A 26906-nucleotide genomic window follows, 5' to 3' on the forward strand; every position below is an offset into this window, starting at 1 on the left:
CACGGTCGAGACCCTAACCGGGTTCTCCAGACGTGCCTTCAGTCTATGCCCGCACCCGGATTCAGCGGTGCATCGTGGTCGGGACCTTGGTGCGGATGCCGCTGATGATGAACACCAGCGCGGCGATGAACTGCGCAGACACCCAGCCCTGACCGTGCAGGTCGATGATCACGATCGGGTTCCACAGCACCACGATGGGCACCAGTCCGATCAGCCACCACCAGGACTTCGCCTGGATGACGAAGACGCAGATGATCAGGGCCAGGATGCTCACGACGTAGCGGATGATGACGAAGCCGCCGCTGTCCAGCAGCGCGAGGCCGGCCAGCAGGGCGATCGCGCCGAGCAGGCCGGGAGCCAGTGCCGGCCGGGTGAAGGTAGGTTCCGCCGGGGTTCCCATCAGACTCCTCCCCCGCCGCCGCCGCCGCCTCCGCCGCCGACGGAGCCGCCCCCGCTTGAGCCGGAGCCGGATGAACTCGATGCGACGCCGGTCGACGCCGAGGCGGCGAACGCCGACACTCCGGTGGCGAAGTAGGCGGCGCTGAACGGCGCGGTGCCGACGTACCAGTCCGGCTGCTGGTGGGCACCGGCGTAGTAGTCACCGAGTACCGCCGACCATTCCTTCTCCTGGCCGGTGAGCACGGCGAACGGTAACAGCCGTTCGTAGAGCTTGAGTACCTGCACGGGCTCGGTGGCCACGCTTGACCGGGCGGAGTCGGGTCGGTCGGGGGTGCGCAGGGCTCCGGTGGGGCTCTGCAGCACCCGGAGCCGATCGGCTTCGGCCAGTGAGATGTACAGGGAGACACCCTTCAGGTAGTCGCGCAGCTCGGCACCACGGGTGGTGAGAGGGCGCACGTCGACGGTCACGGTGATCGTCATGATCGCCGCCAGCAGGCCCACGATCAGGAACAGGGCAGGCCAGGCGCCGGCGACCTCGGTCGCGAAAGCGACGATGCTCGCGATGACGGCGACGAATCCGGCGACGATGCCCACGCCGAGCAGCCAGCCGCTCAGGGGGGCGCCCTTCTTCTCGCGCAACCCGTCGGTGAGCAGGCGTGCGCGGGCGGCGGTCGTGGCAGCGGCCAGGGCCGTGCCCAGTTTCGCATCCGTCTTCGTGAAGTCGCGGGTTGCGCCCACACTCTGATCGAGGGGGAAGAGGGCGTCGAGCACCGCGGTCTCGGTGCTGTCCAGGCTATCCCTGCTACGCAGCTCCAGCAGGTAGTGCTTCGTGCCCTCGCCCTCGAGAACGCGCACATTGCCGTTCACGGCGAACTGCAGGAACTGGGCGGTGAGGGCCTTGCCTGCGGCTTTGGCGCCGAGCACCCCGCCGGCCTGGAGCAGGTTCACCCCAGCCGGCGGCAGGTATTCGGCGATGATGGTGGGCCGGCCGGGCCGGTTGCGCCAGCGGCCGGTGCGCAGGATGACGCCGGTGACGGCCGTGCCCAGCGCAGCCAGGGCCGCGAGCAGCGCGAGGGACGGGAACACATTGGCGGTGAACGAATCGTCTCTGGGCACGAAGGTTCCCGCCTCGAAGCCCACGGCCAGCGCGAGGCCCTCGTGTGGGCCCAGGTCGTTGGCGACGGCCGCGATCAGCCAACCGTCACCGTCTGCGGCGCTCTCGAGCAGGTCGCAGGTGGCCCCTGAGGCCGACCCGCCCTGGTAGCAGGCGGTCTGCCCGGTGAGCGCGGGCACCAGGTCGGGCTCCACGCGCACGGTCGCCGACACCGTGCCGAACGGCTGCGCCCACCCGGTGCCGTTCACCTCCCAGTAGAACTCCTCATCCGTCGTGTCGTCCGGGAAATGGGCGACGTTCGTCTGGGTGTAGCTGATGACGTAGGTCTGCTCGCCGTGCACGAAGTCGTCGGCGGCGATGGTGACGATGAGGAACTCGTCACCGTCGTCGTTATCGTCGGTGTCGGTGTCGAAGTCCCGCTCGTTGCCGTTTCCGTCGGTGACGCTCACATCGACCGGATTGGTGGGCTCGCCCCGGTAGTGCGTGGGGATCAACCGCCGCATGCCCCGATTCTGGTCGGTCTCGGGGAACCTGGCCACGAACGTCTCGGTGGTGACCAACGTGGAATGGCCCTCGTCATCGCGGCCGAGGGTGTAGTCGGCGTGCAGGGAGTCGAAGGCGAAGTCGTCCACACCGGCTGAGAGCAGCTGTGCCACCGGGGCCGCTGGTGCGGCAGCGGCGGGGCTGACGGCAAGCGCTGGGCTGACGGTGAGCACGGCGAGACCGGCGATGAGAGTCGCTGCCAACGACAGTCGCAGGCGGAAACTATCGGATCGGCGCATGCTCTCATGCTAGCGAGGCGGCTCGGGCACCGGCGGCGCACGTCGTGCGAACGGGCAGCGTCAGGCGGGATGCCTGCTGACCGAGAGGGTCTCTGGCGGATGCTCGAGCAGGTCGATGAGTGCCGGCCGGAGTTCGGCGAGCCAGACGACGTACCCGGCCTCGGTGAGGTGCAGATGGTCGGTGGACCATTCCCCGCTGAGCACACCCTCGTCATCGGCGAGGATGGGCCACAGGTCCAGGTAACGCGCCTTGACGGTCGGCGCGAACTGCCGCAGGTGCCGGTTCACCGAGCGGATCAGGGGAACGAACTCCTTCTCCCTGGGGGGAACGGACTGCACGAGCACCCGTGCGCCCGGCAGCCGTTTGCGCAGGGTGCAGAGGATGGTTTCGATGTTGCGCACGATGTACTCGTCCGAGCGGTTCCAGCCGACATCATTGGTGCCCACCTGCAGCACGACGGCATCGGGGTCGGTCTCGACGACCTGGTCGAGCCGGCCGAGCACCTCGTCGGTCGTGTCCCCGTTCACGCCGAGATTGTGCACATCGAGTTCGGGGAATCTCTCCTCCCACCTGGCACCACCGCTGAGGCCGTCGCCGACGAACACCACCACTCCGGACATCTCGACTCCTCAACGCTCAGCCTCCATGATGCGCTCACCGGTGGATGCTGGCTAGGGTCGAAACCGACAAGGTTCCGTCAGGGTGGTGCCGTCAGCGCGGTCACCTCAGCGCTAGGTCATCTCAGCGCTAGGTCATCTCAGCGCAGGGTCGCCTCAGCGGCGACGGCCTCGGCGGCGGCCACGACGGCATCGGCGTCGGCATTCACCTCGGCGGCCTCGGATTCGGCTGCGGCCGTGATGCGGTTGGCCATGCCGGAGAAGATCACCCCGTGGAACGGCAGGATCGAGAACCAGTACAGCCTGCCGCCGAGGCCACGGGGGAAGAACACCGCGCGCTGGCGGTACACGGAGCCACCGTCGCTGGTGGGTTCCGCCCGCATCTCGAGCCAGGCCCGGCCCGGTACCCGCATCTCGGCGCGCAACCGCAGGAAACTGCCCCGATCGATGCGTTCGACCCGCCAGAAGTCCAGCACGTCACCGGTCTGCAGACGGTCGGGATGCCGGCGGCCACGGCGCAGGCCCACTCCCCCGACGACCTTGTCCATCCAGCCGCGCACGGCCCATGCCAGCGGGAAGGAATACCAGCCGTTCTCCCCGCCGATGCTCTCGATGACCCGCCACAGGTCGGCAGGGTCGGCCGAGGTGCGCTTCTCCTTGAGGTCGGTGTAGACCAGATGACCTGCCCACTCGGGGTCGCTGGGCAGGGGGTTGCTCGAGGCGCCCTCGGTGGATGCGTTCTGCCAGCTGGTCTCCACGTCGCCGTCACGCATCCGCCCGAGCGCCAGGCGCACGGCCCGTCGGTAGGTCGTCAGGCCGCCCTCCGGCGGCGGGATCACGGCGTCGATGTCGTGCTCGTGCATGACGCAGTCGTACTGCAGCGACGCGATGATCGGCACGGCGAGGCTGCGCGGGATGGGGGTGACCAGGTTGACCCACTGCGACGCGAGCCACGGGGTGAGCACCGGCAGCGGGGCGATGGGTCGTTGGTGCAGGCCGGCCTCGACGGCGTAGCCGTTCATCATCTGGCCGTAGCGGAGCACGTCGGGCCCGCCGATGTCGAAGGTGCGGTTGACCTCCGCGGGCACACCGGCGGCGGCGACAAGGTAGTAGAGCACGTCGCGGACCGCGATCGGCTGGATGAAGTTGCGCACCCAGCGCGGCGCCGGCATGTACGGCAGCACGTCGGTGAGGTGCCGGATCATCTCGAACGACGTCGACCCGGAGCCGATGACCACCCCGGCCTGGAAGGCGACGGTGGGGACACCGGACTCCAGCAGGATCCGACCGACCTCGGCGCGGGACCGCAGGTGCGGTGACAGGGTGTCGCTGTCGGGGTGCAGCCCGCCGAGGTAGACGATGCGGGCCACCTTGGCCTCGGCGGCGGCGGTGGCCACGTTGCGGGCCGCGGTGCGTTCGGTCTGCTCGAAATCGCCCTTGGCGCCCATCGAGTGCACCAGGTAGTAGAAGACGTCGATGTCCACGCTCGCCCTGGCGACGGAGGCGAGGTCACCGAGGTCGCCCTGCACGATCTCGACCTCGGCCGCCCACGGCACGTCGGTGAGTTTCTGCGGTGAACGCACGAGCACCCGTACCGTGTGCCCGGTCTCGAGGAGTTTGGGAACGAGCCGTCCCCCGATATAACCGGTGGCTCCGGTGACCAGCACCCGTCGTGCGGTCCTGTCGGTCACGGCGTCATCCTGCGGCACTGCGTGGTTGTCACTCATTGCGTCAGCCTAGGGCCGGAGTCTGGGCTGGACCTGCGGATACGGGAGGTCTCGTCGCGCCTGTGGATGAATCCGACGGCGCCGGCCGGTCTGGGGGAAGATCGCCGGATGGTTCTCCGACTCGACCCGCGGTATCCGCTCGTGTGGCGCACCCCCGACACCATCCAGCTGGGCATCGATCGACCCCTGGCGATCGTGCCGGGGGTGACGGGCCCGCTCGAAACCGTGATCGCCGCGTTGCGGGTGGGGGTGCCGGAGTCCGGCGCGTTGATGCTGGGTCGTCAGGCCGGTGCGACCGATGCGGCGACGTCGGCCCTGCTCAGGGCCCTGGCGCCCGTGCTGCTCGCCGACGATCCCCGTCCGGAGCCGCCGGACGGTGCCGCTGCGTGGTTCGACCGCGCGGCACCCGAGCCGGGCAGTCCGCGGCGCCGGGTCGTCTGCGTCGACGGGGACGGGGTCACGGCCGACCGCATCCGCGGCCTGGTGACCGACCTGGGCATCACCGTCGTGCCCACCGCGGAGATCGTGCCGGCGGCCCCGGCGCACGACCAAGCCAGCCCCGCGCCCGACCTGACCGTGATTGTGGACCATTTCGTGCTCTCCCCTGCGCGGCACGGCCGGTGGCTGCGCCGCGATGTGCCGCACCTGCCGGTGCTGTTCAGCGACGCCGAGGTGCGCATCGGCCCGCTGGTGGAGCCCGGCGCCGGCCCGTGCCTGACCTGTCTGGAGCTCGAGCGGGTCGACGAGGACCCGGCCTGGCCGGCGATCGCCTGCCAGCTGCTGCACCGCACCGCGCCGACCGAGAGCACCAGGCTGGGCATCCAGGTCGCCGCGACGGTCGCCGGCATGGTGCACGATCGCGTGTTCGCGGGCTCGAACCAGTTCGCGGCGGTCTCCCTGGCCATCGACGCGGAGTCGCTGACGGTCAGGCGCCGCGCGCACCGGCCGCACGAGCGGTGCGGATGCCGATTTCTGCCAGAAAACGTGATCGTTCTCGCGGGGAACGTTGTTGGCTTCCGGCGGCGGACCAGCTGAGCGAGAGCCGTTTGCGCGCACGGGTGACCCCGACGTAGAGCAGCCGGCGTTCCTCGTCGACCTGCTCGAAGGTGCCGGCGTAGCTGATCGGCACCAGCCCCTCTGAGAGGCCGATCACGAAGACGGCGTCCCACTCCAGGCCCTTGGCCGAGTGCAGGGTGGCCAGCGTCACGGCCGCGACGGTGGGTTCGTGCTGGCCGGCCTGGCGCTCCATCAGCTCGTCGGTGAACTGGCGGAAGGTGGTGCCGGGCGCGGCCTGGTCGACGAGCCCCATGATCGCGTTCAGCGCCTCCCACCGGTCGCGCACGGCACCGCGGGCCTCGGGCGCCCGCTGGCTCCAGCCGAGGCCGCGCAGCACGTCGCTGACCGATTTGAACAGTGGCTCGCCCATGATCGAAACGGATGCGGCGCGCAGCGACATCACCGCCTGCTTCACCTCAGGCAGGTCGAAGAACCGCTTCGACCCGCGGATCTGATAGCTCACCCCCACGTCACCGAGGGCGGTCTCGAGCAGGGCTGCCTGCACGTTGACCCGGTAGAGCACCGCGATGTTCTCCGGCGCCAGGCCGGCCTCGATCAGTTCGAAGATGCTCTGGGCCACGCCGCGGGCCTCGGCCATGTCGTTGGGGTAGTCCCGCACAGCGGGCTCCACACCGGTTTCGGCGACGGCGGCGTGCAGCGACAGTGCGCCGGGGCGGCCGCGCATCAGCTGGTTGGCGGTCGCAACGATCGCGGCCGTTGACCGGTAGTTCTGCTCCAGCCGCACCACGGTGGCGTCCTCGTAGTGCTTGGGGAAGTCGAGCAGGTAGTCGCTGCGGGCGCCGGCGAAGGAGTAGATGGTCTGGCTGGCGTCGCCGACCACGCAGAGGTCGCGCCGGTCGCCCAGCCAGAGCTTGAGCAGGTCGTACTGCAGCGGCGACACGTCCTGGAACTCGTCGACGACGAAGAACCGGTACTGCTCGCGCACCTGCAGGGCCACCGACGGTTCGGCCTCGATCATGCCGGCCATGGCCAGGAGCACGTCTTCGAAGTCGATCTGCTTGCGATCGTCCTTGAGCCGTTCGTACCCGGCCTGCATGTCCATGGCCTGGTGGATGTCGAGCCGCCCTGGCAGGGCGCGGCCGGCCGTGGCGTACTGCTCGAGGCTGAGCCCGCTGGTCTTGCGCCACTCGATCTCCCCGGCCAGGTCGCGCAGGGTGGCGGTGTCGAGCTTGAGTTTGAGCACCTCGGCGGCGTGGCCGAGCAGCCGGCCCTTGCCCTCGAGGATGCGGGGCGCCTGGCCGCCGACGACATGCGGCCAGAAGTAGTTCAGCTGGCTCAGCGCCGCGGCGTGGAAGGTGCGCGCGGCGACCCCTCCCGCACCGAGCTGGCGCAGCCGGCCGCGCAGTTCGGCGGCGGCGCGGGCGGTGAAGGTGAGCGCCATCACCCGGTTGGGTGAGTAGGCGCCGCTCATCACGCCGTAGGCGATGCGGTGCGTGATAGCCCTGGTCTTACCGGTTCCGGCACCGGCGAGCATGCAGACCGGCCCGATCAGCGCCTCTGCGGCCACACGTTGCTGTTCGTCGAGGCCGGTGAGCAGGGACTCGGCCGTGGGCGTCAGCGGCTCGGGGCTGATCGACCCGGGTGTCACCGGGTCAGACACCCTGCGGCACCTGCCCGGGGTCGCCGCCACCGCGCACGCCGGCCGGCTGGCCCAGCCAGTCGTCCAGCAGCGCGCGGGCGATCGACGATGCCCCTGGCAGCGTGATGCCGCTGTCGGGGTCGGTCAGCTCGGCGCGGCTGAACCAGCGCAGGTCAAGGATCTCGGTGCCGTCCGGCACCAGCCCGCCGGCGGTTTGACCGTCGGCCAGTCTGGCGGTGAAACCCACCATGATCGAGGCCGGGAACGGCCACGGCTGCGAGCCCCGGTAGACCGGGTCGGCGACGCGCATGCCCGATTCCTCGAAGACCTCCCGCACGACGGCGGCCTCGAACGATTCGCCCGGCTCGACAAACCCGGCCAACAGGGAGTACCGGTTGGCTTCCCACATGGCGTTGGAGCCGAGCAGCACGCGGTCCTGCTCGTCGGTGATCAGCACGATCACGGCGGCGTCGGTGCGGGGGAAGACCTGGCTGCCGTCGGCCGGGCAGTGCCGCACCCAACCGCCGGAGCGCACCTCGGTGGCTTCGCCGCAGCGCGGGCAGAACGGGTGCGAGTCGTGCCAGTTCAGAATGCCGAGGGCCTCGGTGAGGATTCCGGCATCCCGGTCGGAGAGGCGGGTGGCGATCGCGCGCAGGCCGACCCAGCCGGACTCGTCCGGTTCGAGCCCTTGGGCCTGGTCGTCGGTCAGCGGCACGGCCACCAGGGCGGTGCCCACGGGCTCAGCGGCATCCTCGGCGAGCGACTTGCCCAGGTACACCCGCAGGGCGGATGCGTCCAGGTCGGCCAGGTCAGCGGCGGGCAGCAACGTCAGTCGGGGCGTTCCGAGAGCCGCGTCGGAGTCCGCCAGCAGCACCTTGCCCTTCCAGAGCGGCAGCAGCCGGGTGCCCGCATCAGCCCACAGCCGGTCGAACAGCTCGGGCTCCGCCCTGGCGTCGTGGTCGCGATCGACGGCGTGCCTGGACAGTGGCAACCGGGCCGTGAACCTGAACGACATGAGACCCCTCGAAGAATCGGGCAACACGTGCCGAAGTTGACTGCAGGCGTGGCGAATGACCCCACCGGGAGGAAGTCGACCTAACCTATAAGGCATGGCCAGATCCCATCTCACTCTAGCCGCGTTGGCCACCAATGCAGTGCCTGAGCTCGACGTCGCCCACGCCCGAAACCACAGCCTCGGCGGCGGCGGGTCGTTCGACTCTGCCCTGCTGGTCACGCGCGACGAGAAGGAGCTGATCATCAGGGTTCCCACGTCGCAGGCGGCGGAAACCGAGCAGTCAGCCGACCTGGTGGCGCTGCGCGCGCTCACCACCGGCAACCGCAGCCGGTTACCGTTCGACGTGCCGGTGTTCGTCGGGCAGGCCCCGTTCGAGGGCACCAGGGCCGTCGTCTACGAGCGGGTACCCGGTGCCTCCTACGATGCGGATGCGCTCACCGGCCATGTCGGCGTGTCCGGCTCGATCGGCCGCGCGATCGCCGCCATCCACGGCCTGCCCACGGCATTCATCGGCGACGCCGGCCTGGTGCAGCAGAGCGCCATGGACTGCCGCACCGCCACCATCGACCTGATCGACCGGGCCGCGAACACGGGCAAGCTGCCGGCCGCGCTGCTGCGCCGCTGGGAGCTCGCCACCGACGACGACGCGCTCTGGCAGTTCACGCCCACCGTGATCCACGGGTCCCTCTCCGCGGAGTCCTTCCTGATCAGCGACGACGCCGTCTGTGGTGTGCTCGGCTGGTCGAACCTGTGCGTGGGCGACCCTGCCCGTGACATCAACTGGCTGCTCGCCGCGCGCGGTGACGCCGCGGAAACCGCCATCGCCACCTACACGGCGACCAGGCAGGGCAACGACCCGCTGATCACCCAGCGGGCGATGCTCTACGCCGAGTTGGAGCTGGCCCGCTGGCTGCTACACGGCGTCGACACCCACGACGAGGCCATCGTCGAGGACGCCGTGTCGATGCTGGACGGGTTGGTGGACAACGTGCACAGCCACACCATGAACTCGCTCTCCCCCGACACCGGCCCGATCCTCAGTGTCACCGATGTGGAGTCGATGCTCGCGGACACCCCGCGCACGCCTGACACCGGGTCGGCCAGGCGCAACGACTTCGAGAACGACGACTACGGCACCAGCGACTTCGCCGAGACCGGGTCCTTCGCCCGGGTGACGAGCTTCGACGGCACCGGGTTCGAGGGTCAGGACGAGGCGCCGGCTGACTCGTCAGAGGGCGCGACGGATGACGCGGCCACCGACGACCAGGCCCGCACGAGGTCGTCCTCGGAGTAGAGCCGTTCGGGGGCGACGATGCGGTCGTCGGCGACGAAGTAGAACACCGCGTCGACCGTCTCCGGGTCGATGCCCTTCCATCTGGCGTAGGCCAGCCGGTAGAGCGCCAGCTGGGTCTGCTTGAGCTCGAGGTCCGCGGCGTCCTTGGGCGCCTTGCCGGTCTTCCAGTCCACCACCTGGTAGCCGGTGGGGGTCTTGTAGACGGCGTCGAGCTTGCAGATGAAGACCTGGTCACCGATGACGTGGTGGATCTCGATCTCCACCTCCTCCGGCGCCAGGGTCGCCCACGGGGACCTCTCGAAGGTGGCCTTGAACCTCTCGAGCTGGTCCAGTTCCTGCGTCATCCCCTCGCCGGTTCCGGTCACGGCGTCGTACTCGGTACCGAGGTCGCTGTCGATGTCCGCGTTGATGTCGATGTCGAGTTCGCCCTGACCCGCATCGATCAGGTCACCAAAGGACGCCCCGGTGGAGCGTTGCTCCACCCAGGAGTGGAACAGGGTGCCGAGCCTGGTGGCCCGGTATGGCCGTTCGGGCATCGGTCGGCGCAGCTTCGCCAGCACGGCTGCCGGGTCGTCGACGTAGTCCTTGAACCGCGACGCCGGGATGCGGGTGGGCACCGTCAGGGCGCCGGGCCCGGCAAGGCGCTCGGCCCGTTCGGCGAGCAGCAGGGTGACCTCGCGCGACCAGGGCGTCTCGGTGGGTGTCGGCGCGTGGTCGGTGTCGGAGCGGTCGGCGGCGGGGCCGGCGGCGGGCGCATCCGGTGCCCGGTCGTCGTGCGCGCGCACCAGCGCGGCGGCCGCCTCGACCACCCGGCGGCGGGCGCCGAGCGGGTCGAACGGCCAGACTTCGCTGGCGTCCTCGTCGGTGGCGGGCTTCTGGTCGAACTCGCTGCCCTCCGCCAGCTCGCCGATCAGCCCGGCCTCGGCCAGTTCGAGCAGGTAACGACTGGGCTTCCGCACGGTCGTCCCTCCGCCCCAGAACGCACCGGTGAGCAGCAGTTCCTGCTGGGCGCGGGTGGTGGCGACGTAGATCAGCCGGCGTTCCTCGGCGTCGTGCCGGTGGGCGAGCTGGTCCTTGTAGAGGGTGAAGTCCTCGTCGAAGGAGAGCTGGGTGTCGTGGCCCAGCCGGCGCAGCTCAGGCAGCTCGGCGCGGTCGCCGCGGCAGGGGTATGGCAGTTCGCCGAAGCGCAACCAACCGGTGGTCTCCCTGGACGGCGCCGGCAGGTTCTTCTCGGTCAGGCCGGGGATGGCCACGTAGTCCCACTCCAGGCCCTTCGAGCCGTGGATGGTGAGCAGCTGCACGGTGCCGGGTTCTGCGGCCTCGCCGCGCGGACCGAGGTCGTCCTGGCGTTCGGCGCGGGCCAGCCAGCGCAGGAAGCTCGCCAGGGTGCCCAGCTCGTCGCTGTCGAGAAACGCCGAGACGGCGTCGTGGAAGGCGTAGAGGTTGGCCAGGGCCCGGCCGTGGCTCTCGTTGGCGACGAGTTCGAGGTCGAGCAGGGTCTCCTGTTCGATCAGGCGCACGAAGTCGAGCAGGCCCAGGCCCGCGCGGCTGCGGAGCCAGGCGAGTTGCCGGCCGGCCTGGCGCAGCCGCTGCCGGCCGTCGGCGCTGAAGGCGGCCAGTTGCCCGTGCGTCTCGGGAGCGGAGGCGACGAAGTCGAGGGCGTCCACGAGCGAGCGGGTCTCCTCTGTGGCCACCGAGGCGCGCAGCTTGGCCTTGAGTTCGTCTGGCACGGCCTTCTGCGCCCAGTCGTGGGTGGCCAGCCAGCCGGCCACGCCGGCCAGGGCCTGCAGGTCGCGCACGCCGATGCGCCAGCGGCCGCCGGTGAGCAGCCGGATCAGATCGCTGCCGGCGGAGGGGTCGTGTACGACCCGCAGCACGGCGAGCACGTCGGCCACCTCTGGGGTGGAGAGCAGACCGCCCAGGCCGAGAACGTGCGCGGGCACGCCGTGCTCACGCAGCACCTCGGCGTAGAACTCCATGTCGCGGCGGGCGCGGAAGAGCATGGCGCCGGACTCCGGGGCCGTGTCGCCGGCCGGCGCGGAGCCGGTGCCGGTACCGGTACCGAGCCTGGCGGCGAACCAGCGGGCGACAGAGGCGGCTTCCTCTGCGATGCTCTCGTGCATCTGGGCGTCTACCCGGCCGGCCGCCTTGCCCGGCGGCACCTTGAGGGTCTCCACCTGGATGCCGTTCGGCCTGGCGCGCAGTTCGGCGCTGAGCGGGGCGACCAGGGCGTTGGCGGTGTCGAGCACGGTGACCGGGTTGCGCCAGGTGAACGAGAGCGACATCGACGGCGCCTCGGTGTTGGGCAGGTCGGCGAAGTCGGTGGAGAAGCCGAGCAGGTTGGCGGAGCTGGCGCCGCGCCAGCCGTAGATGGACTGATGCGGGTCGCCGACGGCCATGACCGGGTGGTGGGCGAACAGGGTGCGCAGCAGCTCGGTCTGCAGCACCGAGGTGTCCTGGTATTCGTCGAGCAGCACCACCCGGTACTGCTCGCGGTAGCGGGTCACCACGGCCGGCACCTTGCGGCAGACCTGCAGGGCCAGGGCCACCTGGTCGGAGAATTCGATCAGCCCCTGGCGGCGCTTCTCCGCCTGGTACGCATCCGCCAGCTCGGCCAGAACCGGCAACGGCGCCGCCGCGGCGATGGCCTCGAGTACCGAGTCGTACGGTTTCTTCTTGCGCGGGTTGCCGTACGGGAGCTCGGCGAGGTAGTCGAAGCTCTGCGCGAGTCTGGCCAGGTCGTGCGGCACCGGGTCCTCGCCGGGCACGAACGGGGGCGGGTTCTCGGCCAGGGCACGGCTGAGCGAGAGCACGGCATCCGTGACGGCGTCGACATTCTTGCCGTACCGCACCAGCCGGCCGTCGCCGTGGGCCACGACCACCCGGCGGGCGAGCAGCCAGGCGCTGGTTTCGCTGAGCAGCACCGATTCGGGTTCACGGCCGAGCAGCAGGGCGTTGTCGGTGAACAGCCGGCTGGCGAAGGAGTTGTAGGTGGAGACGGCGGGGGCGTTGAACAGGTCGGCGGAGTCGAGGCTATGCGGGGTGGCTGCACTCTCGGCACCCGGATCGTGCGCCGTCTGCACGGAACTCGAGGGCATCAGCCCGGCTTCACTGAGCTGGCGGATGCGCCCGTTGATGCGTTCGGCGAGTTCGCCGGCGGCCTTGCGGGTGAAGGTGAGCCCCAGGATCTGGTCGGGCCTGGCGTGCGAGTTGGCCAGCAGCCAGAGCACCCGGTTGGCCATGGTCTCGGTCTTGCCGCTGCCGGCCCCCGCCACCACCAGGGTGGGGCTGAGCGGAGCTTCGATCACGGCCTGCTGCTCGCTGGTGGGTGGGAACATCTGCAGGGCCTCGGCAATGTCGAGGGCGGAGACGGGCCGTCTCGGTGCGGCTGCTGCGGATACCTGGCTCATGAACTGACCTGCTTGATGACGTGGATGCGGCACGACCCGTATGACCGGGGGTCGAGGCAGTGGTCGGCGATCTCGGCCACGAAGGTGGCCGCACCCATGCCGGCGGCATCGGTGCTGACCCGCTGGCTGAACGCCGCGAGTTCCTCCGGCGTGAAGGCCGGCTGGGTGGGATTGCGGTAATTCTGCTTCTGGGTGCCCGAGGACACGATGACCAGGCGGGCGCCGGCCAGTTCCATGCCCGGTTCGAGGCCGTCGATGACACCGGCGGAGAAGGCCAGCTGGTAGGCGCCGAGCTGCGGGTGGTCGGCCACGCCGGCGTCGCTGGTGGCGTCGCCCTTGCCGGTCTTGAGGTCGACGATCACGGCCCGGCCGTCCGGTAGCCGTTCGACCCTGTCGATGGTGCCGGAGAGCACGGCGCCGTCCAGTTCGAGCGCGAACCTGCCCTCAGCGCTGAGCAGCCGGGTGCCGTCGCGGGCGCCGTCGCCCAGGTAGGCGGCGAGCCGGTCGGTGAGCTCACGGGCCTGGGTCTTCTGCACCCTGGACTGCCAGTCGGCGTCGAAGACCAGTTCGCCCCAGCGCGCCTCGACGCCGGCCCACAGCGCCTCGGCGCTGATCAATGCCGGGTTCTGAGGCAGCTCAGGGTCTGTGGCGTCCTCCATCACCTTGTGGATGATGGTGCCCAGGTTGGCCGCGGTGCTGGAGTCGCCGCCGCCGATCTGGCCGATCAGCCAGTGTAACGGGCAGGTCTCGAACGCCGACATGCGGGACGGTGACACCCGCACGGGGCCGTCTCCGGCGTCGGGGTCGTTGAGCGGCCGGTCGGTGCTGGCCGCGCGCAGCCCGTACCACTCGTCGGGGGTGGCGCCTGGCACCTTCTCCCTGGCGAGACGGGCGAGCGTGGCGGCCGCATCCGTGGCTCGCACCGGCAGCACCGCCGGCAGGGCGGCGACGGGATCGGGGTCGGTGCGCTCGGCCGGCTGCAGCCGGGGCCGCAGGGTCTGGGTGAGGTCGCGGCGGAGGCGCCCGACCAGTCCGCGCAGCGACAGCGGGTAGCGGGCCAGCGGGGCAGGGTCTGGGTCGGGCAGCAGTCGTAGGAACGCGCTCGGCTGGTTGTCGTCGTTGTCGACGGCGGTGACCAGCAGCTCGGCCGTGCTGCGGGAGGCGGCTTGGGCGAACATGCGCAGCTCGTCGTGCAGCACGCTCGTGCGGGCACCGGCCGGGTCCGGCCTCTCCCCCGCGGCGAGCAGGGCCACGTCGCCTGCGCCGAGCAGTGACCCGCGGATGCGGAGGTCCGGCCAGACGTTTTCCTGCACGCCGGCCAGCACCACCAGATCGTAGTCGCGGCCGATGGTGCCGCTGGGCGTGGAGACGAGCACGGATTCGGCCAGGGCGCGGGGGGCGAGGGTGTCCTCCGGCACATCGGTGTCGACGAGGTGTTCGACGAAGAGAACGGGCGGCGCCGCCGGAGTGCGCTCGACGAAGCGTTGCGCGGCCGAGAACAGGGCCACGACGGCGTCGAGGTTGGAGTTGGCCTCGTCGGCGTCGATGCCGGTGCCGGTGGACTGCTCCGCCCAGGCCGGGGCCAGGCCGCTGCGCTGCCAGAGGCCCCAGAGCAGTTCCTCGATGGTGGCGCCGGCGGCGAACGCGGTGCGGGTCTGGCGCAGGTTTCTGGCGCAGGATGCGGCGCGCCTGGCGGTGCGGTTGTCGATGCTCTCCAGCAGGGTCGGGTTGGCGAACACCTCGACGAGCAGCTCGTCGGCGGTGCGGGCGCCGGCCGTGCCGTCGGTCTGACTGTCGGTCCTACCGTCGTCGTCCGGGGCGTTGTCCTGTGTGCCTGGCCGGCCGAGTTCCTGTTGCCGCAGTGCCGCGCGCAGTCGGCGCAGCGTGATCGGGTCGAGGCCGCCGAGCGGGCCGCGCAGCAGCTCGACCGCGGCGTCGGCGTCGAGCGGGCGGCGGCCGAGGGTCACGTCGAGGGCCAGGATGAACGCGCGCACCGCGGGTTCGTCGCGCAGGGCCGCCGTCGCCGCGGCCACCTGGGTGGGCACCTCGAGAGCGGCCAGCCCCTTGGCCAGGGCCGGCACGAGAGCGCCGGTACGCACGATCACGGCCATGCGCCCCCAGGGCAGGCCCTCGAGCACGTGCCGTTCGCGCAGCCGCCTGGCGATCACGGCGAGCTGATCGGCCGGGCTGGCGGTGACCACGGTCTGCACGGCGCCTGGCACCGTGTCTGGGACGGCAGGGTCGGGGTCGGCAGGGTCGGGGTCGGCAGGGTCGGGGTCGGCAGGGTCGGGGTTGGCGGGGTCGGCAATGTCAGCAGGGCCGGCAGTGTCGGCGGGTGCGGAGGGTTCAACGGGTTCGGCCGTCCCGGCGGGGTCGGCGGCCGTGGCAGCCTCCCCTCCCCGCACCTCGCCCACTGCGCCGGCGGCGCGCTGGGTGCCGGCGGCCGCTGCTCCGATCCGGCCGGTGAATTCGCGGATCACCGCGCGCAGCTCCGCGCCGTGCCGGTAGACGGTGTCCAGCGTGAGGGTGGCCACCTCCGGCAGGCCCAGGTAGTGGCCGAGCCGGCCGAGGGCATCCGGGTGGGCGCCGCGGAACGACCCCGTGCTCAGGTCGGGGTCGCCGAAGGCCACGACGGTCACGCCGCGGGCGGCGAACTGGGCCAGCAGGGCCAGGGTGGACTGGGTGGCCTCCTGGGCGTCGTCGAGCACGATCAGCCTGAGCGCGCCGAGTGCACCGAGCGGGTTGCCGACGGTCACCGCCTCCACGGTCTGGCCCTGGCGCGAGTCCTGGCGGAGGCTACGGCGCGGTGCGTCCTGCACGATCGCGGCGGCGAACTGCACGAGCTCGGTGGAGTCGAACTGGCCGGGCCGGCTCTGGTCCTTGATGTCCTGGTAGTCGCGGATGAACTCGGCGGCCGCTGCCCACTCCTGGCGGGAGTTGTCTGCGGCGAGGGCCATCAACCGGCCAGGGGTGACGCCGTATTCCACCGCGCGCATCATCAGGTCACGCAGCTCGGTACGGAACCCGCGGAGGCTGCGCACCTCGGCGTCCAGGGGGGCCGGCCAGGCGGGACCGGTGCCCTCTGAGATGTCCCCGGCGAGGATCTCGGCGATGATCTGGTCCTGTTCGCCGCCGGTGAGCAGGGTGGGGCTGGTGCGGCCGGCGGCGACCTCGGCGCCCTGCACGATCTGGAACGCGACGGAGTTCATGGTGCGGGCCAGCGGCCCGTTGGTGGGCACCCGCAGGCGCAACGCGAGCCGGTCCCGCAGGGCGGTGGCGCCGGTGCGGGTGGGCACGAGCACCAGTACCTCGCTGGGCGAGAATCCCCTGGTGAGCACCCGGTCGGCCACGAATTCGACGAGAGTGTGGGTCTTGCCAGACCCAGGCGCGCCGATCACGGCGGCCGAACGGTCACCGGCCAGCTCCAAGACGGCGCGTTGCGACGCATCCAGAACCACGGGCCGGATGGCGGTGGAATCGTGGGCGGAGTCGGGGTGGGCGGGCGTGGAGACGGGCGGCTCATCGAGGAGTTCGGACACCGGGTTCATCACGCTCCAACGGTAACGGGTTGCGCCGACAGTGAACGTGGCGGGCCGACCTGCGGGCATGTCGTAATCTGGGCGGACAGGCAACCGAAAGGCGCATCCGTGGACATTCGCATTGGTATTTTCAACTCCCCCCGGGAGATCAGCTTCGAGACGACCCAGCCCGCCACTGAGATCGAGGAGACCGTCGCCGCCGCCCTCGCCGGGCAGACCGGCTACCTCAAGCTCAGCGACAAGAAGGGGCACGTCTACATCGTGCCGACCATCGGCCTCGCGTACGTCGAGCTCGGCTCCGAGTCCTCCCGTCGCGTCGGCTTCGTCGCCTAAGACCTGCCGTGGAGCTCATGTTCGTCGCCCTCGGCGGCGCGATCCTCGGGCTGATCGTGCGCTACGCCCTGCCCAGGCGCCTCACGCACGGTTCCGTGCTGGTGCCGGCGGTGGGCACCGGGGTTGCGGCGCTGGTCTGGGTCGCCCTGACCTGGCTCGGTTGGGCATGGAACGAAGGGTGGATCTGGTGGGTCTCCCTGATCGTGGCCGGTATCGCCGCTGTGCTCGCGGACATCCTGCTCGGTAAGCGCCGCGAGGCGGCCGACCTGGCCATGCTGCACCGGATCACCAAGACCGGTCAGCCGGCCTGACCTACCCTGGTCGCATCATCCGCTTCACACCACAACACCCTCATCACGCGTGATGAGGGTGTTGTGGTGTGCGGGCGCTACGCCGTGAGTCCGAGCCCGTCCATGCGGCGGGTGTGCGCCGCGATGAGTTCGGTGAAGACCGGTTCGATGCGGGAGTCCTGCGCCACGGCCAGGGCCGAGCGGGCCACGAGCAGGGTGTCGCCGACCAGCCGCCGACCCCAGAGGGCCAGACGGGATTCCAGTGCCGGCTCAGCGGCGATCGCCGCGTTGAGTTCGTGCACCAGCACGTCTGCTCCGCCGTGCTCACCGAGCAGGTGGGCGACGCGCGGACCGATGTCGCCGGGCAGCGCGTCGGAGAGCCTCATGAAGAAGTCGTCCAGCAGTCCACCGGTGAGGTAGCAGCTCAGCAGCAGTTCCTGCCAGTCGGCACCGGCCGTGGCCGCACGGAAGTGGTCGAGGGCCGGAACGAACGGGCTCATCACGCTGGCCGGTTCGCCGTCGCGGCGGCGGATCTCATCGATCAGGCCGTGGTGCTTGGACAGCGCCCGCCCGGCGGCCAGGCTCAGGCCCTCCTTCGCGGCGAGCGTCGGCGCCGTGATGACGGCCGTCGACAGGCTCTCGAACATGCCCAACTCGAAGTAGGCGACCTGGCCGAGGTAGGTGAGCAGGTCTGGCACCAACTCGGTGATGTCGACCTTCGTCGTCGCTCGCCGGTCTGCCCTGGCCGACAGCCGGGGCGACTCTGCCCGTTTGGGACGTTCACCTAACCACGAGATCACCAGCCAAGCATAGGTCCACCTCCCCGTTCGAGGTGTGTCTTGGCGTGGGCTCGCCGGGCAATCACCGGCGTGCGCCCAGGACCGCCCTATAGTCTGGTGTCATTCACCGGCGTCGGATCGGTGAACTTGCGCCTGAAGCAAAAGACGGGCGCATCCCGCTTCCAGCTAGACAGGCAAACACACAGTGACCTTCACCGAACTCAATATCGACCAGGACATGGTCGAGGCTCTCGCCGCCAAGGGCATCCTGGAGCCGTTCCCCATCCAGACCCAGACCATCCCCCTCGCCCTCAGCGGCCAGGACATCATCGGACAGGCCAAGACCGGCACCGGCAAGACCCTCGGTTTCGGTCTTCCTCTTATCCAGCGCCTCGGACTGAACCCGGAGCCCGGCGTGCAGGCCTTGGTCGTCGTGCCCACCCGCGAACTGTGCGTGCAGGTCAGTGAAGACCTCGAACTCGCCGCCAGCAACCGTGGCACCACCATCGTCTCGATCTACGGCGGTAAGGCCTACGAGGGCCAGATCGAGCAGCTCAAGGCCGGCGCGCAGATCGTCGTCGGCACCCCAGGACGCCTGCTCGACCTCGCCAGCCAGCGCCTGCTCAGCCTCAGCAACGTGCGTGAAATGGTGCTCGACGAGGCCGACAAGATGCTCGACCTCGGCTTCCTCGCCGACATCGAGAAGCTCTTCTCGCAGACCCCCTCCACCCGCCACACCATGCTGTTCTCCGCCACCATGCCCGGCCCGATCGTGGCGCTGGCCCGACGGTTCATGACCAAGCCCATCCACATCCGCGCGAGCGACCCCGACGAGGGCCTGATGCAGGCCAACATCGAGCACCTCGTCTACCGCGCGCACAACATGGACAAGGACGAGGTCATCGGCCGCATCCTGATGGCAGAGGGCCGCGGCAAGACGGTGATCTTCACCCGCACCAAGCGGGCCGCCGCCAAGCTCGTCGAGGAGCTCGGCGACCGCGGCTTCAACGCCACCGCCGTGCACGGCGACCTCAACCAGGAGCAGCGCGAGCGCGCCATGGCGTCGTTCAAGGCCGGCAAGAAAGACATCCTGATCGCCACGGATGTCGCCGCCCGCGGCATCGACGTCGACGACGTCACCCACGTGATCAACCACACCATCCCCGAAGACGAGAAGGCGTACCTGCACCGCGTGGGCCGCACCGGCCGCGCCGGCAAGACCGGCATCGCCGTCACCTTCGTGGACTGGGACGACATGCCCAAGTGGACCCTGATCAACAAGGCCCTCGACTTCGGCACCCCCGAACCGCAGGAGACCTACTCGTCCTCACCGCACCTGTACACCGACCTGAACATCCCGGCCGGCTCGAAGGGACGCCTGCGCGCGACCCCGATCAAGGAGACCGTCCCCGGAACGGCGTCCGGCCGCGACTCCGGTCGCGGCGGCCGCACCGACAACCGCTCAGGCGGCCGCTCGGACGGACGCTCCGACGGACGCTCCGAGGGCCGTTCTGGCTCGGGTCGCTCCGGCGAATCCGGCGGACGCCCGCGCACCAGGGTCGGCTCCAGCACCAACCCTGATGCCCCCGCCGCGACCCCGGCGGCCGGCACCCACGACGGTGGCGGAGCCGAGCACCACGACGGCAACAGCGCGCCGCGTCGCCGCAGCCGCACCCGTCGCCGTTCCCCGCAGGCACCGACCGCCTAGCGCTCCCGCCTTCCGCGCATCCGCGAGCGCAACGGCCTCATGACTTCGTGTCATGGGGCCGTTCGCGGTAACTCAGTAACGTGGCTCATCCCAATCGGGGGTGTAGGAGTTGGGGTCTGAAGCCGCCGGTCTCGAGCAGGCTTCGGGCGATGTAGTTGGTCAGGTTGCGGAACCCGAGTGCGGAGCCGCGCAGGTGTTCGAGCCGTCCGTTGAGTGCCTCGGTCGGCCCGTTGCTGGTGCCGGGTCGTTCGAAGTAGGCGAGCACGTCGGCGGCTCGCTTCTTCAGGGTCCGGCCCAGGGTGGCGAGCTCGGTGAGCACCTTGGGGACGCCGGCGCTGAGGTCGGTGATCAGCTTCTCCATGAGCTCGCGGCCACGTTGCCGGTCCTCGTGGCGATAGGCGGCGATCATCCGCTGGTAGACACCCCAGGTCGCCTCGACCTCGACGTGAGCGTCATCAACGAACAGCGCGCGTAGCCTGTCGCTCTGCTTGTCGGTGAGCAGGTCCGAGCCGGTGTGCAGCGTGCGCCGCGACTTGTAGAGCGGATCGTCCCTGAACCCACGGTGCCCGTGGATCGCGAGTTGGACCCGGCGCCGGCACCTGTCGAGGGCGTCACCGGCCAGGCGCACGACGTGGAAGGGATCCATCACCGTGACCGCGTCCGGGATCTCCTCCGCAGCGGCGGTCTTGAACCCGGTGAAGCCGTCCATCGCGACCACCTCGACCGCGTCACGGAAGGCGTCGTCGCGGTCGGCGAGCCAGGTCTTGAACGCCGCCTTCGACCGGCCCTCGACCATGTCCAGCAGCCTTGCTGGGCCGGCGCCATCGCGGACCGGGGTGAGGTCGATGATCACGGTGACGTACTTGTCGCCACGCCTGGTGTGGCGCCAGACGTGCTCATCGACGCCAATCACCTTCACGCCCTCGAACCGCGTGGGGTCGTTGATCAGCAGCCGCTTGCCTTCGGCCAGGACCGCGTTGTTGGCGGTGTCCCACGCGACCCCGAGTCCCTCGGCGACACGGGCGACGGTGAGGTGTGCGACCACGATCCCTTCCAGCGCCCACCGCAGCCCGGTGCGCGAGAGCTTCGCGCGTGGCTCCGCCGCGGCGCTGGTGTCTTGGCGCCACACGTGTCCGCAGTCTGCACAGCGGTAGCGGCGCACTACAACTTCCAGCACGGTCGCCAGCCCAGCGGCTCGTGGGCCAACCGCCGGATCACGGTGTCACGAGCGGCGCCTTCGCTGCCGCACCGTCGGCACCACTGATCTGGTTCCACCACGCGGCACGCGAGGACCGCACGATCCGGTTCAAGTCGTTGCCCGATCACGCTCAGACCGAGGCCGTCGAGTCGAGCGAAGGCGGTCAGGTCAGGGCGGCCGAAGCCGGGCGGCGGGGTAGCGTCGGGCACGTCGAGGTCTTTCCGATGGATGGCGTAGGAACCTCCATCGTCGGGAGACCTCGACGTCTATCTGCGGACCGACTCGGCGGGGCGCGATCGTCTCGTGCGTTGGCGGACTACGGGAGCTTGGACGCGAGGACGTCGGCCGCCAGGATCTCGGGTGCTGCGCCGAGGAGGTGCTGGTTGGCCATCAGGGCTGCGACGATGGCGCCGTTGGCGTGGGCGTCGCGAGCGGCTTCGTCGGGGAATGCATCGAAGATCCAGAAGGTGTCGGCGTGGGTCCTGACCGCGAACCAGACAATCGTTCCTACTTCTTCGTTGGCGAGTGCGACAGCGCCGGCGAGCAGATCGGCGACCGCGTCGTGCTGTCCATCGGCCGCGACGATCTTGGCGACGAAGGCATACGGAAGTGATGCGGGTGTGGACATGAGGGACTCTCCTTGACGTCGGGGTTCTTCGTGGGACGAGTTCAGCCTATGACGAGCGAGGGCCGGTGGGGAGTGGCGTATACGGCAGTATTGCTATTGTTTACGTCATGCGTATCGGACTGATCGCGATCGACGGCTGCTTCGGTTCGGCTATCGCGTCGATCATCGACATCGTGCGGGTGGCCGACGGAGCCCGCGGCGATGTCGACCCGCGGATCGACCCGATCGAACTCGCCATCCTCGGACCGAAACGGCGAGTGACCACGACGGCATCGATGACCCTGTCGGTGGACCACCCGCTGCCGGAGTCCGGAGAGTTCGACGTGGTCGTCGTCCCTGCGCTTGGAACCCTCACGGCCGCCGCGACCCACGACGCCCTCCAGAGTCGAGATGCTCGTTCGGTCATCGCCTCACTCGGGCGCCTCGACGAGGCGACCACCCGGATCGCTGCGGCGTGCACCGGCGTGTTCGCCGTCGCCGAGACAGGACGGATGCATCATCGGCGGGCGACGACCAGCTGGTTCCTGGGGCCGGAGTTCCGGAAGCGCTATCCGACCGTCGCCCTCGATCTCGACACCATGGTCGTGGTCGACGGGAACCTCGTCACCGCCGGCGCCGCCTTCGCCCACATCGACCTCGCGCTCTCACTCGTGCGATCGATCAGCCCCGACCTGGCCCAACATGTCGCCAAGCTCCTCATCATCGACGAGCGCCCGTCGCAGGCGGCTTTCGTCGCCTACGAACATCTCCGGCACGAGGACCCGATCGTCGTCGAGTTCGAACGCTTCGTGCGCGCCCGCCTGGACGAACCGTTCAACGTCGCCTTCGTCGCGCAGTCGCTCGGCACCAGCCGGCGCACCCTCGAACGACGAGTCCGTGCGGCGCTCAACCTCACTCCGCTCGGCTTCGTCCAACGGCTTCGCACCGAACGAGCTCGACACCTCTCAGCAACCACGGACCTCACCTCCGCCGAGATCGCGCTACGGGTCGGCTACGCAAACGCCGAGACTCTGCGCTCCCTCCTGCGCAGGGAGCGACGCCGTTCCTGACCTATCGCCATGCCTGTAGCTTGTGTCCTAACGCTCGGTTGGAACCACCTCTCAGCACGTCGCGTCGACGCTCCTGCGTCGCCCCTGGACTACCCACTCGACACGCCCGCAGCACAGCCCATGTGACGTGCCCCGGCTTCCCGGACGGTCGGGGTTGGGTGGCTGTGATGTCGCTGCGTTCTCGTCGAGAGGGTCAGCAGACCCGATCAGAGCCGATTGGGATGAGCCGCGAAGGCGGTTAGGTCAGGGCGGCCGAAGCCGGCCGGCGGGGTAGCGTCGGGCACGTCGAGGTCTTTCGGATGGATGGCGTAGGAACCTCCATCGTCGGGAGACCTCGACGTCTATCTGCGGACCGACGCGCCCGGCCGACCTACACCTTCATCTGGGAAGAGCCAGTAACGTGCGGCCGCTGCGCCCACTTGCGCCAAAATGCCCTTTCCGCCCCCGGGAAGGGGTACTTCGCCGCAACTCGTATGCAGCGAGCACTCCACGCACCAGCGGGCAGGCGATCAGGCGACGTTGACGGGCATCGACCCGTGGCCCTGAGCGATGAGACGTTCGAGCACCTCGGGGCTGGTGGTGTTCTCCCCGAGCCGGTTGGGTTTGCCCTCGCCGTGGTAGTCGCTGGAGCCGGTGATCATCAGGCCGTACTTCTCGGCGAGCATGGTGAGCCTGGCCGTGGCCTCCGGCTTGTTCTCCCGGTGACCGAGCTCCAGGCCGAACAGACCGGCGTCCACCAGGGCGGCCAGACGGCTCTCGGCCATCACATCGGCGACGCCACGGGTGGCCGGATGCGCGATCACCGGCACGCCTCCCGCCGCACGAACCAGCGCCACGGCGCGCAGCGGGTCTGGAGCGTAGTGCGGCTGGAAATAGCCCGCTTCCCAGTGCAGGATCCCGGCGAATGCCTCGCTGCGGGTGAGGGCGAGCCCGTTGGCGACGAGGGCGTCGGCAATGTGCGGCCGGCCGACGGTGCCGCCCGTGGTGGTCTGGGCCAGCACATCGTCCCAGGTCAGTTCGTAGTCGGCGCCGATGCGGGCCACCATCTGTTCTGCCCTGGTGAGCCTGGCCTTCCGGATGTGCGCGGTCTCGGCCACGATGCCCGCGTCCGACGGATCGAACAGATAGGCCAGCAGGTGGATGCTGGTGTGCCCGACCCGGGTGCTGAACTCCATCCCGGGGATCAGGGTGATGCCGGCGGACCTAGCGGCGACCGAGGCCTCGTTCCAACCCGCGGTGGAGTCGTGATCGGTGAGCGCCACGGTGCCCAAACCGGCGGCGACGGCGGCGCGCACCAGCTGCGACGGGGTCTCGGTTCCGTCGGAGACGCTGGAGTGGGTGTGCAGGTCGATCGGACCCGTGGAACGCCGTTCGACTGCCATTCCCCCATGCTAGTTGGCGCGGGAATCCAGCTTGGTCGCCTACAGTGACTCATCTATGTTCTCCGTCCTGTTCCGCGGCCTCCTGGCCCTCGCCACCCTGGCCGTCCTCGTGGTGCTGGCCTGGCCGCAGTTCTTCGGGCTGCAGAGCACCTGGGTCATCGCGCACGCGGTCTCGCTGCGCGGGCTCGCCGTGGTCGTTGCCGTCGCCCTGCTCGCCGTGCTCGCGATCCCCCTGCTGCTGGTGCGGTCACTGCGGGGCATCACCACCGTGCTGATGGTCTTGCTGCTGCTGTTCGGCGCCGTGAACACCGGCATCCTGCTGCACCGCGGTATCGGCGGCACGGCGACGGATGCGGCGGGAGCCGCCGACAGCACGGCCGACACCGACGCCGGCGCCGCGGCATCCGCTGACACCGCCGCATCGATCACTGTGCTCAGTTGGAACACCCTGGGCGACGCCCCCGGAGCAGAGAACATCGCCGCGCTCGCGCTGGCGGAGGACGCCGACGTGATCACCCTGCCGGAGACCACCGAGGAGACCGGGGTGCTCATCGCCGAGGCCATGCGCGCCGCCGGCAGGCCGATGTGGGTGCACACGGTGTCGTTCGACCTGATCTCCAAGGCCAGGTCAACCACCCTGCTGATCAGCCCGGAGCTGGGCGACTACACCGTCACGTCCAGCGCCGGCTCCGGCCCGCCAGGCAACACCAATACGTTGCCCACCGTGGTCGCCAAGCCCGTGGACGGCGACGGCCCCACGATCATCGCCGTGCACGCCGTGGCGCCGATCCAGTTCGAGATGTCGAACTGGCGCTCCGATCTGGATTGGTTGGCCGAGCAGTGCGACGCGACCGGCCCCGGCACCGATGGTGTGATCATGGCGGGCGACTTCAACGCCACCCTCGACCACTTCGCCGGCCGAGAGAGCACCAGCGGCAGCGGCACGAGCAGCACCGGCACGAACGCCGTGCTCGGCGACTGTGCGGATGCGGCTGCGTCTGCCGGAACCGCGGCCGTGGGCACCTGGCCCACCTGGGCGCCGCCGCTGCTCGGCTCCCCCATCGACCACGTGCTCGCCACGGCCGACTGGCGGGTGCAGGCCATGCGGGTCATCGACACCGAGGACAACGCCGGCAGCGACCATCGCCCGATCGTGGCGACGCTGACCACCGGCTGAGAAGCGCACTCCGACCAAGGCCGCGGGCCGCTCCCGGCGCGGGCACCGTGGCCTGGTGGGACAATGGTGGAATGGCTGACTCCACCGAAACCGCATCCGCCCCCGCCACCACCGTCTCGGCCCCCGCCGCCAGGTCGAACGAGAACCGGTCGACCACGCCCGGCTCGGAAGGGTTCAAGGAGTACATCTCCAGCGGTTGGGCCGACCGCACCGAGGAGGTGCCTCCCGCCCGTGAGCAGGCCCCGTTCGCGGCCGCCAGGCGTGAGCGTGTCTCCCGGCTGCACCCCGGCCACCGCCTGATCGTGCCGGCCGGCCGGCTCAAGCAGCGCGCCAACGACACCGACTACCCGTTCCGCGCCCACAGCGCGTTCGCACACCTCACCGGCTGGGGAACCGACGCAGAGCCCGGCGCCGTGCTCGTCTTCGAACCCACCGCCACCGGGCACGACACCACCGTCTACTTCCGTGAGCGTGCCGGCCGCGACTCCGACGAGTTCTACGCCAACTCCGAAATCGGCGAATTCTGGATCGGACCGCGGCCATCCATCGCCCAGGTCGCCGGCGACCTCGGCCTCACCGTGCGCGGCATCGACGACTTCGCCGAGGTCCTCCGCCGGGTCGACAGCGAGACCCTGCTCGTGCGCGAAGCCGACCCGTTCCTCACCGGCCAGGTCGACGACGCGCGCCTGCGCAACGCCGCAGAGCGGATGCTCACCACGAACGCCGCCGACGCGCCGTTCAGCGTAGAGATCAACGGCGCGCACGACGCGGATGCCGGCCTGGCCCGCGACCTGTCCGAGCTGCGGCTGGTCAAGGACGCCTACGAGATCGGCCAGATGCGCCTCGCAGTGGCGGCCACAGCCCGCGGTTTCGAGGACGTCATCCGTGACCTGCCCCGCTCCAGCACGCACCAGCGCGGCGAACGCCTGGTCGAGGGTGTCTTCAACACCCGTGCCCGCGCCGACGGCAACACCGTCGGCTACGACACCATCGCGGCCTCAGGCCCGCACGCCTGCATCCTGCACTGGACCCGCAACGACGGCCCGGTCACGCCCGGCGACGTGATGCTGCTGGATGCCGGTGTGGAGGTGGACAGCTACTACACCGCCGACATCACCCGCACCCTGCCCATCGACGGCACCTTCACCGATGTGCAGCGCCGGGTGTACGACGCCGTGCGTGAGGCCGCAGACGCCGCGTTCCTGGTCGCTAAGCCCGGCGCCATTTTCCGCGAGGTGCACGCGGCCGCGATGGCCGTGATCGCCAGGCACACCGCGGACTGGGGCATGTTGCCCGTCACCGCCGAGGAGGCGCTGCAGCCGGAGAACGGCCAGCACCGCCGCTACATGGTGCACGGCACCAGCCACCACCTGGGCCTCGACGTGCACGACTGCGCCCAGGCCCGCCGGGACATGTACATGGACGGCGTGATCGAGCCAGGCATGGTCTTCACCATCGAGCCCGGCCTGTACTTCCAGCCGGACGACCTCACCGTTCCCGCGGAGTACCGCGGCATCGGTGTGCGCATCGAAGACGACATCCTGATCACCGAGACCGGTGCAGAGAACCTCTCCGCCGGCATCCCGCGCGGCTCCGCCGAGGTCGAGGCCTGGATGGCGGCCCTGCAGGCCTAACCGCCGCGCACCCCTCCCCGCACGACTGTGCCCCGAGCGGACAATTGCGCCCGGTACGCCGGGCGCAATTGTCCGTTTCCGGGCGATGTCAAGCTGTGTGGAGTCACTTGGGTTAGATATTGACGGTTTCTTTGGGGATGTTGATGCCGACTGTGCCGGCGGGTGCGGGTGTTG

19 protein-coding genes and 1 pseudogene are annotated in these 26906 nt (G+C 70.0%); 8 read left to right on the top strand and 12 right to left on the bottom strand.

The features are described from left to right. Positions 1 to 61: 61 nt before the first annotated feature. From K2F54_RS08590 to K2F54_RS08605, 4 genes are all read right to left on the bottom strand, one after another. Positions 62 to 400, bottom strand: coding sequence for a DUF6804 family protein (locus tag K2F54_RS08590; protein WP_255576864.1), 339 nt, complete (start codon positions 398 to 400; stop codon positions 62 to 64). Then, positions 400 to 2295, bottom strand: coding sequence for a DUF2207 family protein (locus tag K2F54_RS08595; RefSeq protein WP_220605449.1), 1896 nt, complete (start codon positions 2293 to 2295; stop codon positions 400 to 402). The genes K2F54_RS08590 and K2F54_RS08595 overlap by 1 nt, the downstream gene beginning before the upstream one ends. A gap of 60 nt (positions 2296 to 2355) precedes the next feature. Then, positions 2356 to 2916 carry a GDSL-type esterase/lipase family protein gene (locus K2F54_RS08600; RefSeq protein ID WP_220605450.1) on the bottom strand — a complete coding sequence of 187 codons (561 nt, stop codon included), beginning with the start codon at positions 2914 to 2916 and terminating at the stop codon, positions 2356 to 2358. 137 nt (positions 2917 to 3053) lie between these two features. Beyond that, positions 3054 to 4640 carry an SDR family oxidoreductase gene (locus K2F54_RS08605; RefSeq protein ID WP_220605451.1) on the bottom strand — a complete coding sequence of 529 codons (1587 nt, stop codon included), beginning with the start codon at positions 4638 to 4640 and terminating at the stop codon, positions 3054 to 3056. 108 nt (positions 4641 to 4748) lie between these two features. Here K2F54_RS08605 and K2F54_RS08610 point away from each other — a divergent pair, with 108 nt between their 5' ends. Further along, complete coding sequence (locus tag K2F54_RS08610; protein ID WP_220605452.1) at positions 4749 to 5675, top strand: TOMM precursor leader peptide-binding protein; 927 nt, start codon at positions 4749 to 4751, stop codon at positions 5673 to 5675. On the opposite strand, the gene K2F54_RS08615 is transcribed toward K2F54_RS08610, so the two are convergent. Both K2F54_RS08615 and nudC read right to left on the bottom strand, forming a co-directional pair. After that, a complete protein-coding gene (locus K2F54_RS08615; RefSeq protein WP_374107275.1) occupies positions 5566 to 7317 on the bottom strand; it encodes an ATP-dependent helicase in 1752 nt (583 codons plus the stop codon). The two genes, K2F54_RS08610 and K2F54_RS08615, sit on opposite strands and share 110 nt — an antisense overlap. Continuing rightward, positions 7310 to 8311, bottom strand: coding sequence for an NAD(+) diphosphatase (gene nudC / locus K2F54_RS08620; RefSeq protein ID WP_220605453.1), 1002 nt, complete (start codon positions 8309 to 8311; stop codon positions 7310 to 7312). The genes K2F54_RS08615 and nudC overlap by 8 nt, the downstream gene beginning before the upstream one ends. A 94-nt stretch (positions 8312 to 8405) precedes the next feature. On the opposite strand from nudC, the gene K2F54_RS08625 reads away from it, so the two are divergent. Next, entirely contained in the window at positions 8406 to 9605 is a 1200-nt protein-coding gene (locus tag K2F54_RS08625) for a phosphotransferase (RefSeq protein WP_220605454.1), read from the top strand. Here K2F54_RS08625 and K2F54_RS08630 read toward each other — a convergent pair. Next, positions 9515 to 13015 (bottom strand): ATP-dependent DNA helicase, encoded by a 3501-nt coding sequence (locus K2F54_RS08630; RefSeq protein WP_220605455.1) that lies wholly within the window; start codon positions 13013 to 13015, stop codon positions 9515 to 9517. The genes K2F54_RS08625 and K2F54_RS08630 overlap by 91 nt on opposite strands. After that, positions 13012 to 16563 (bottom strand): ATP-dependent helicase, encoded by a 3552-nt coding sequence (locus tag K2F54_RS08635; RefSeq protein ID WP_255576889.1) that lies wholly within the window; start codon positions 16561 to 16563, stop codon positions 13012 to 13014. The genes K2F54_RS08630 and K2F54_RS08635 overlap by 4 nt, the downstream gene beginning before the upstream one ends. Before the next feature lie 99 nt (positions 16564 to 16662). Between K2F54_RS08635 and K2F54_RS19540 the strand changes: the two genes are divergently transcribed. Beyond that, a complete protein-coding gene (locus K2F54_RS19540; RefSeq protein ID WP_220605457.1) occupies positions 16663 to 16887 on the top strand; it encodes a DUF3107 domain-containing protein in 225 nt (74 codons plus the stop codon). A 17-nt stretch (positions 16888 to 16904) separates the two neighbouring features. Next, positions 16905 to 17198 (top strand): hypothetical protein, encoded by a 294-nt coding sequence (locus K2F54_RS08645; protein WP_255576890.1) that lies wholly within the window; start codon positions 16905 to 16907, stop codon positions 17196 to 17198. Between the two features lie 77 nt (positions 17199 to 17275). Here K2F54_RS08645 and K2F54_RS08650 read toward each other — a convergent pair whose 3' ends face one another. Then, positions 17276 to 17977, bottom strand: a complete 702-nt coding sequence (locus tag K2F54_RS08650; RefSeq protein WP_220605459.1) for a ferritin-like fold-containing protein — start codon at positions 17975 to 17977, stop codon at positions 17276 to 17278. 184 nt (positions 17978 to 18161) lie between these two features. Here K2F54_RS08650 and K2F54_RS08655 point away from each other — a divergent pair, with 184 nt between their 5' ends. After that, positions 18162 to 19664 (top strand): DEAD/DEAH box helicase, encoded by a 1503-nt coding sequence (locus tag K2F54_RS08655; protein WP_220605460.1) that lies wholly within the window; start codon positions 18162 to 18164, stop codon positions 19662 to 19664. Between the two features lie 85 nt (positions 19665 to 19749). Here the strand turns inward: K2F54_RS08655 and K2F54_RS08660 are convergent. Together K2F54_RS08660 and K2F54_RS08665 are read right to left on the bottom strand one after the other, a co-directional pair. Further along, positions 19750 to 21071 (bottom strand): annotated as a pseudogene (locus tag K2F54_RS08660) (ISL3-like element ISPfr2 family transposase). 107 nt (positions 21072 to 21178) lie between these two features. Then, positions 21179 to 21490 carry a putative quinol monooxygenase gene (locus K2F54_RS08665; protein WP_033107114.1) on the bottom strand — a complete coding sequence of 104 codons (312 nt, stop codon included), beginning with the start codon at positions 21488 to 21490 and terminating at the stop codon, positions 21179 to 21181. A gap of 107 nt (positions 21491 to 21597) precedes the next feature. On the opposite strand from K2F54_RS08665, the gene K2F54_RS08670 reads away from it, so the two are divergent. Beyond that, positions 21598 to 22539, top strand: a complete 942-nt coding sequence (locus K2F54_RS08670) for a GlxA family transcriptional regulator (protein WP_220605461.1) — start codon at positions 21598 to 21600, stop codon at positions 22537 to 22539. A 509-nt stretch (positions 22540 to 23048) separates the two neighbouring features. Here K2F54_RS08670 and K2F54_RS08675 read toward each other — a convergent pair. Beyond that, on the bottom strand, positions 23049 to 23921 hold the full coding sequence (locus tag K2F54_RS08675; RefSeq protein WP_220605462.1) for a PHP domain-containing protein: 873 nt from the start codon (positions 23919 to 23921) through the stop codon (positions 23049 to 23051). Positions 23922 to 23976: 55 nt separating this feature from the next. Here K2F54_RS08675 and K2F54_RS08680 point away from each other — a divergent pair, with 55 nt between their 5' ends. Further along, a complete protein-coding gene (locus tag K2F54_RS08680) occupies positions 23977 to 25098 on the top strand; it encodes an endonuclease/exonuclease/phosphatase family protein (protein ID WP_220605463.1) in 1122 nt (373 codons plus the stop codon). A gap of 71 nt (positions 25099 to 25169) precedes the next feature. Beyond that, positions 25170 to 26732, top strand: coding sequence for an aminopeptidase P family protein (locus tag K2F54_RS08685; RefSeq protein ID WP_220605464.1), 1563 nt, complete (start codon positions 25170 to 25172; stop codon positions 26730 to 26732). The last annotated feature ends 174 nt before the right edge of the window (positions 26733 to 26906 follow it).

Origin of the sequence: Cryobacterium inferilacus, assembly GCF_019599185.1 — a bacterium.
Lineage (GTDB): Bacteria > Actinomycetota > Actinomycetes > Actinomycetales > Microbacteriaceae > Cryobacterium > Cryobacterium inferilacus.

Excerpts from the sequence above, each read along its gene's own strand:
- K2F54_RS08635 (WP_255576889.1), bottom strand. The coding sequence starts at position 16,563 with ATGAACCCGGTGTCCGAACTCCTCGATGAGCCGCCCGTCTCCACGCCC.
- K2F54_RS08675 (WP_220605462.1), bottom strand. The coding sequence starts at position 23,921 with ATGGCAGTCGAACGGCGTTCCACGGGTCCGATCGACCTGCACACCCAC.
- K2F54_RS08625 (WP_220605454.1), top strand. The coding sequence starts at position 8,406 with ATGGCCAGATCCCATCTCACTCTAGCCGCGTTGGCCACCAATGCAGTG.
- K2F54_RS08630 (WP_220605455.1), bottom strand. The coding sequence starts at position 13,015 with ATGAGCCAGGTATCCGCAGCAGCCGCACCGAGACGGCCCGTCTCCGCC.
- K2F54_RS08665 (WP_033107114.1), bottom strand. The coding sequence starts at position 21,490 with ATGTCCACACCCGCATCACTTCCGTATGCCTTCGTCGCCAAGATCGTC.
- K2F54_RS08680 (WP_220605463.1), top strand. The coding sequence starts at position 23,977 with ATGTTCTCCGTCCTGTTCCGCGGCCTCCTGGCCCTCGCCACCCTGGCC.
- K2F54_RS08610 (WP_220605452.1), top strand. The coding sequence starts at position 4,749 with ATGGTTCTCCGACTCGACCCGCGGTATCCGCTCGTGTGGCGCACCCCC.
- K2F54_RS08590 (WP_255576864.1), bottom strand. The coding sequence starts at position 400 with ATGGGAACCCCGGCGGAACCTACCTTCACCCGGCCGGCACTGGCTCCC.
- K2F54_RS08670 (WP_220605461.1), top strand. The coding sequence starts at position 21,598 with ATGCGTATCGGACTGATCGCGATCGACGGCTGCTTCGGTTCGGCTATC.
- K2F54_RS08600 (WP_220605450.1), bottom strand. The coding sequence starts at position 2,916 with ATGTCCGGAGTGGTGGTGTTCGTCGGCGACGGCCTCAGCGGTGGTGCC.
- K2F54_RS08645 (WP_255576890.1), top strand. The coding sequence starts at position 16,905 with ATGTTCGTCGCCCTCGGCGGCGCGATCCTCGGGCTGATCGTGCGCTAC.
- K2F54_RS08605 (WP_220605451.1), bottom strand. The coding sequence starts at position 4,640 with ATGAGTGACAACCACGCAGTGCCGCAGGATGACGCCGTGACCGACAGG.
- K2F54_RS08685 (WP_220605464.1), top strand. The coding sequence starts at position 25,170 with ATGGCTGACTCCACCGAAACCGCATCCGCCCCCGCCACCACCGTCTCG.
- K2F54_RS08595 (WP_220605449.1), bottom strand. The coding sequence starts at position 2,295 with ATGCGCCGATCCGATAGTTTCCGCCTGCGACTGTCGTTGGCAGCGACT.
- nudC (WP_220605453.1), bottom strand. The coding sequence starts at position 8,311 with ATGTCGTTCAGGTTCACGGCCCGGTTGCCACTGTCCAGGCACGCCGTC.